Origin of the sequence: Tunicatimonas sp. (assembly GCF_049647865.1) — a bacterium.
Classification (GTDB): domain Bacteria; phylum Bacteroidota; class Bacteroidia; order Cytophagales; family Cyclobacteriaceae; genus Tunicatimonas.
The window spans coordinates 1-6,008 of record NZ_JBARYM010000036.1; the positions used below are offsets into that span (position 1 = coordinate 1).

The window sequence follows — 6,008 nt, forward strand, 5'->3', positions numbered from 1 at the left end:
TGAATTCGCAATAGGTTGTCTGGGGAAGTTGATGCAAAAATTCCATCTTAATATCTTCCGGCGGGATGTAGTACACCGGGGGATGACTGGTTTCCAGCACGCGTTTAGCCCGATTGGTATCGGCAATCACGGTTCCATTGAAAACTACTCTCACATGCTTACTCACGTCTTCTACCCGCGGTGGCCGCGGATAATCCCACACCGATTCTTGCCCTTCTTTTGGCTTAATTCGCTTCATATAAAATTCTTTTTATATGGAAACCCTCTTACTCAGTGAAGGTTTATGCAATAACTTATTCCTCGCTTTCCTTCACCTCAATACCTAGTTCATCCAACTGTTCGCCAGCAATGGTGGATGGAGTGTTGATCATTACATCCCGACCGGCGTTGTTTTTGGGGAAGGCGATGTAGTCGCGGATAGAATCGGCTCCATCGAAGAGGGCACACATGCGGTCGAAGCCGAAGGCTATACCCCCGTGGGGAGGGGCTCCGTATTCAAAGGCATCCATTAGAAAGCCAAATTGCTTCTGGGCTTCTTCATCCGTAAAGCCCAGCACCTGGAACATTTTCTTCTGCAAATCCCGGTCGTAAATTCGGATAGAACCGCCGCCAATTTCTACGCCGTTGATCACCAAATCGTAAGCATTAGCGCGTACGTCGCCCAGCGTGGATTCGCCCAGCGTGGATTCGCCCAGCGTGGATTCGCCTGGGGCTGAATCTAACTTTTCAATATCCTCTGGTTTGGGCGAGGTAAAGGGGTGATGCATAGCGTAGTACCGCCGAGTATCTTCATCCCATTCCAATAGCGGAAAATCTACTACCCACAGTGGTTTATAGACGGATTTATCGCGGAGGTTGAGTTCAGAACCCAGGTGCAACCGTAGTTCAGATAGGGCTTTTCGGGTAGGGTTAGCCTCACCGGACAAAACTAGTAGTAGATCGCCTTCTTGCGCCTGCATCTTTTGCATCCATTCCTTCAGATCATCTTGACTATAAAATTTATCTACGGATGATTTAAACGTACCGTCAGCATTGCACTTCACGTAAACTAATCCTTTGGCTCCTACTTGCGGCCGTTTTACAAAGTTAGTCAACGCATCCAGTTGCTTGCGAGAATATTCGGCGCAACCCGGAGCGACAATGCCTACCACTAGTTCGGCACTATCAAACACGTTGAAGCCTTTGCCTTGAGCGACTTCGTTGAGCTCTACGAAACGCATTTCAAAGCGAGTATCGGGCTTATCGTTACCGTAGTACTTTATCGCATCCGCGTAGCTCATGCGGGGGAATGCTTCGGTTAGCTCTAGTTCTCTTACTTCCCGAAACAGATGTTTGGTCAATCCCTCAAAGGTACTAAGTACATCTTCCTGGGTAACGAACGACATCTCGCAGTCAATCTGGGTAAACTCGGGTTGGCGGTCGGCCCGTAAATCTTCATCGCGAAAGCACTTTACAATCTGGAAGTAACGGTCGAAACCGGAAACCATCAGCAGTTGCTTAAACGTTTGGGGTGACTGCGGCAAAGCGTAGAACTCGCCAGGGTGCATGCGGGAAGGTACTACGAAGTCGCGAGCCCCTTCGGGAGTAGATTTGATGAGTACCGGAGTTTCTACTTCAATAAACGCTTGATTGTCCAGGTAGCGGCGGGTTTGCTGCATCATACGGTGACGCAACTGGAGCTTCTGGCGCACTTCGTTGCGACGCAAATCCAGGTAACGGTACTTCATCCGCAGATCTTCACCACCATCGGTATTGTCTTCAATGGTAAAGGGCGGTACTTTAGAAGGGTTCAGCACCTCTAGTTCGGTAACGTCAATTTCAATATCACCGGTGGGTAAATCCGGATTTTTGGAGTAGCGCTCAATCACTTTTCCACTGGCTTTTAGCACGTATTCTCGCCCTACATCCTGGGCTTGCTTAATTAGTTCCTCGGCAGTTTCGCCCTCTTTAAAGATCAGTTGGGTGAGGCCGTAGCGGTCTCGTAGGTCAATCCATAACACTCCGCCCTTATCGCGTTTGCGCTGCACCCATCCGGTAAGCGTTACTTCTTGTCCGTTATCTTCTAATCGTAGTTCACCGCAGGTATGCGTCCGTAGCATAAATGAGAAATTAGATCGTTACTAAAAAAATTAAGCGGCAAAGTTACGGGAAAAATATAGGTGGCGAAACGAAAGGCGTAACTTTAGTCGGTTTAGCTCGATGAAATTTACTATGGCGTGGAAAAAACTTTTTTGGCTGGTTTGGGCGGTGGCTGGAGGGTTTAATTATGCCGGATTAGCGCAATCGCTTTCTTCTGAAGCTACCATCAGTTTACTAACTTATTCGCCTGGTTCGCAACTGTACACAGCTTTTGGCCATAGTGCCCTGCGAGTACAAGATCCAGTAAATTCACTGGGAGGCACTCCGCTAGATAGGGTATACAACTACGGAACCTTTGACTTTGATGAGTCCGGCTTTTACTTCAAGTTTATGCGAGGTAAGCTTAATTACAAGTTGAGTGCCTATGACTTTTACTACGTAGAATTAGAGCAGCAACAACGGCAGATGGATGTGCGGGAACAAGTATTCGACTTAACTCTAGCTCAAAAACAAGCGATGTTCGATTTTCTCAACGTTAATTTGTTACCCGAAAACCGTTTCTATCTTTACGATTTTTTCTACGATAACTGCGCTACCCGCATTCGGGATGCGTTTGAGGTAGTGCTACAAGACACTTTACGGTTAGACACTTCGTTGGTAGCGGTAGAAAGTCGTAAGACTTTTCGTCAGTTGGTTGATGAATATATGGCACCTCAGCCCTGGGGCGATTTAGGAATTGACTTGGCGTTGGGAGCTCGCATTGACCAACCTGCTTCACCTTACGAGTATATGTTTTTGCCCGATTATCTGGCGCAAAGTTTTGAAGGCAGCACATTACTCCGAGGGGGGCAAGAAATTCCTCTAATAAGGCAGGATGAACTTATTATGACTGGGAGGCCGACTAAGAACAGCACCTCACCAAACGTAGTGCCTCGCGAGGCAAATCCCAGAACGGATGTTCCTCGCTGGGCGACACCCCACTGGACGTTTATTGCGTTATTTGCCGTATTTCTGCTTTGGACGATTATCACTCGTAAGCAGAAGCCCGTTCAATGGCCAGATGCCATCTTCTTTAGCTTAATCGGACTATTGGGAATACTGCTATTATTACTCTGGCTAGCCACCGACCATCAGACCACAAAGGAGAACTGGAATTTGCTTTGGGCCCATCCGTTACATTTGCTTACAGTTTTTCTGCTTGTGCGCAAACAATTGGGTATCGGAGCGAAGCTGTATTTTCTATTGAACGGATTTTTCTACCTTGGGCTTATCCCCGCTTCGGATGTTCTTCCGCAAGAATATCATCCGGCGGTCATTCCGCTTATCGTGCTAATAGCGTTTCGTTACTTCTATAAGTACTATGAAGTCAACCTAGTCCAGTAGATACGGAAGCAAAACTGAAGCTAATACGTATTATTAATAAAAATGCACGTATTATGTCTACCAAATTAATGTTGACGCTAGATAAAGAAATTATTGAGAAAGCGAAGCGATATGCTAAACATTCCAATCAAAGCTTATCTGATTTAGTAGAATCGTACCTAGAGAAGCTAACTTCTTTTGAAGGGTTATTTGGTTCAGTTACTTTTCCTGTCAATATAGATCATAAGCAGGCTATTCGTACTATCTTAACTGATAAGCATATTAAATGAAAGTCTATTTTCTGGATACTAACATCATATTAGCCTTTTTAGGCAATTGAGAACCCTTTGGGAAGTTTGCTTTACACATTTTCAATCAGGGAAGAAAGAAGCAGTGGCAGTTGTGGATGTCTGACAATTCAGTAATTACTGCCTATTATATTTTAGAAAAGGAAGTAGGCAGGAATACTGCCAAGAAAAGGTAGGAAGACTACTTCAGTTTATTAACATCCAGCCTATTTATAAAGAAGATTTGTTAGTGGCTGTTACCTCTAAATTTAAGGACTTTGAAGATGGTACTCAATATTTTTGTGCTCTACAACCGGGAAAGATAGATGCCACTATCGCCCGTAATAGAAAAGACTTTAAAGCCAGCCAAATTCCAGTACTAGGGCCAGAAGAAGTAATTGGGTAGAGATCAGTTGTTAACCAAAAAATGTGAGAGCTAAAACTCCTGCGCTTTCTATTTTTTAATGAAGAAGTTGGTAAAGCCCTTTCGTTGCAACCCTTGCTTTAAAGTTTCGTCTCTCGTCCATAGACTCGCCTCAAGGGAAAAAGCGAGAGCCACAAAAGGGGTGTCTTTTTCGTCTATATCGTTGCAAAGCTGATAAGCAGCAATCATGTCTCCGGTTGAGATGATACTTTCGTTAACGAACGAGATATGTTGCAACAATCTGGTTAGCAATTCACAGGTTTCATGAGCGGGAAGTTTTGACATGTCGATAATCCGCTCCTTGTGTTTAAAGATTTCGGTGACTAAAAGTAAGGAGTGTAGTAACGAATATCCGGGCGTTCTAGCAATTGTCGGATAGCAGACTGTTTCCTCTGCAAGGCAGCAAACAGAATATTAGTATCCACTACTACCGATTTCATGAGTTATTTTCGTCAATCCACCGTTGCTTGTTTTTACTCCACCAGTCGGCCTTAACCTCTTCTCCTAGCTCTTCTATACCTTCATCAATCTCAGCCCGATTGCTCAAATCCTCCGTTTTTAAGCTATTAAGTAAGTGAACCAACGTTTCTTTGTCTATTGTATCCTTCTTGATTCGTACCAGAAATTGATCGCTTTGGTTCTCTATAATAATTGCGCTCATATTCGCTGTTTTTATTGAATAACTCTTCTTCTAACGGAAAGCAGCCCCAAAAGGATAAACCCCCGAACTAGCAAAAAAAGCGCAAGAGCCGAAACCCTTGCGCTTAAACGCGGTACATTTTGCTTAGGCAGTACTCGCTACCATCATAACATCTCTTTTACTCTTCCGTTGGTGTTATAACATATTATACTTACCCATGAATATATCAATTTATCTACCGGATACACTAAAGACTCAAATTGATTCTTACGCTAAGAATAAAGGAATTAGTAAGAATGCGGCTATCCGTTAAGCAATAGAACAACTCTTGCAGCAAGAAAAAACATCTTCCTGGGGTACCTGGATAGATAATTTAATTGAAGATTCAGCACTAAATGACTTTGAATCTTACCGTGATGAACTAGAAGAGCCCCGATCAGATATTTTTTGAAATGCTTTATTTGTTAGATACTTGTGCTGTAAGTGATCTGGTCAGGAGAGATGCCAATACGCTAAACCGTATAAAAGCACTGTTGCCTTCGGAAATAAAAATATCAGCAATTACCGCCCACGAACTTCGGTATGGTTTATTTAGAAACCCGCAAATGAAACAGACTACTTAAAAAGCTGTTTTAGGATTTCTGGAAGATGTTGAAGCCCTTCCTTTTACTGAAGAGGAGGCTACAGTAGCGGCACGTATTCGGGCTGACTTACAAAAGAGAGGGCAACCTATTGGAGCCTACGATTTGCTGATTGCCGCTACTGCATTGATTAACGGTCTAACATTAGTTATTTCCAACGAAAAAGAATTTTCTCGTATTCCTGATCTCGTTATTGAGAACTGGAGGTCAGCGAAGTAACTCCAAAGTTAATACCGCTCCCACCAAACAAAAAAAGCGCAAGAGCCGAAACCCCTGCGCTTTTGTATCTTTAACTAACTACTTACTGCTAATTGGTTACTTTTACTTCAATACGAATACCATCGGTATTACCAAAAGTACCTATTACTTCAACTACTTTAATTAATCCGAATCGTCCTCCTGTGGTGCTAAACGCTACTACATCGTCTACAGCTAACCCATCAACTCTACTAGAGTTAGTTAATGCAGTACCTGCCTCATATTCTGCTTCAACCTTATCTCCTTGAGAAGTGGCAATAGCGTCGAAGGCCTCTGTACTCAAGTTGGTTTCTCTAAATTCAGTACTGTTTAAAGTA

Annotated in this window: 8 protein-coding genes and 1 pseudogene; 4 read left to right on the forward strand and 5 right to left on the reverse strand. The window is 43.7% G+C overall.

All coding sequences use genetic code 11. From position 1 onward, the window contains the following. Together WBA23_RS01555 and aspS are read right to left on the reverse strand one after the other, a co-directional pair. A partial coding sequence (locus WBA23_RS01555) for a DUF427 domain-containing protein (protein WP_424580478.1) occupies positions 1 to 238 on the reverse strand: 238 nt, incomplete at its 3' end. A gap of 55 nt (positions 239 to 293) precedes the next feature. Then, positions 294 to 2,099, reverse strand: a complete 1,806-nt coding sequence (gene aspS / locus WBA23_RS01560) for an aspartate--tRNA ligase (RefSeq protein ID WP_424580479.1) — start codon at positions 2,097 to 2,099, stop codon at positions 294 to 296. A 112-nt stretch (positions 2,100 to 2,211) separates the two neighbouring features. Between aspS and WBA23_RS01565 the strand changes: the two genes are divergently transcribed. The 3 genes from WBA23_RS01565 to WBA23_RS01575 all read left to right on the forward strand — a co-directional run bounded on the left by WBA23_RS01565 (position 2,212) and on the right by WBA23_RS01575 (position 4,134). Then, entirely contained in the window at positions 2,212 to 3,462 is a 1,251-nt protein-coding gene (locus tag WBA23_RS01565; protein ID WP_424580481.1) for a DUF4105 domain-containing protein, read from the forward strand. A 53-nt stretch (positions 3,463 to 3,515) separates the two neighbouring features. Further along, positions 3,516 to 3,731, forward strand: coding sequence for a DUF6364 family protein (locus WBA23_RS01570; protein WP_424580482.1), 216 nt, complete (start codon positions 3,516 to 3,518; stop codon positions 3,729 to 3,731). A gap of 247 nt (positions 3,732 to 3,978) precedes the next feature. Continuing rightward, positions 3,979 to 4,134 carry a twitching motility protein PilT gene (locus tag WBA23_RS01575; protein WP_424580483.1) on the forward strand — a complete coding sequence of 52 codons (156 nt, stop codon included), beginning with the start codon at positions 3,979 to 3,981 and terminating at the stop codon, positions 4,132 to 4,134. A 48-nt stretch (positions 4,135 to 4,182) separates the two neighbouring features. On the opposite strand, the gene WBA23_RS01580 is transcribed toward WBA23_RS01575, so the two are convergent. Next, positions 4,183 to 4,521, reverse strand: a complete 339-nt coding sequence (locus WBA23_RS01580) for a PIN domain-containing protein (RefSeq protein WP_424580486.1) — start codon at positions 4,519 to 4,521, stop codon at positions 4,183 to 4,185. A 67-nt stretch (positions 4,522 to 4,588) separates the two neighbouring features. Beyond that, positions 4,589 to 4,813, reverse strand: coding sequence for a hypothetical protein (locus WBA23_RS01585; RefSeq protein WP_424580484.1), 225 nt, complete (start codon positions 4,811 to 4,813; stop codon positions 4,589 to 4,591). A gap of 431 nt (positions 4,814 to 5,244) precedes the next feature. Between WBA23_RS01585 and WBA23_RS01590 the strand changes: the two are divergent. Next, positions 5,245 to 5,652: pseudogene (locus WBA23_RS01590) on the forward strand (PIN domain-containing protein). 88 nt (positions 5,653 to 5,740) lie between these two features. Here WBA23_RS01590 and WBA23_RS01595 read toward each other — a convergent pair. Next, positions 5,741 to 6,008 (reverse strand): hypothetical protein (locus WBA23_RS01595; RefSeq protein WP_424580485.1); only part of this gene is annotated, 268 nt, incomplete at its 5' end.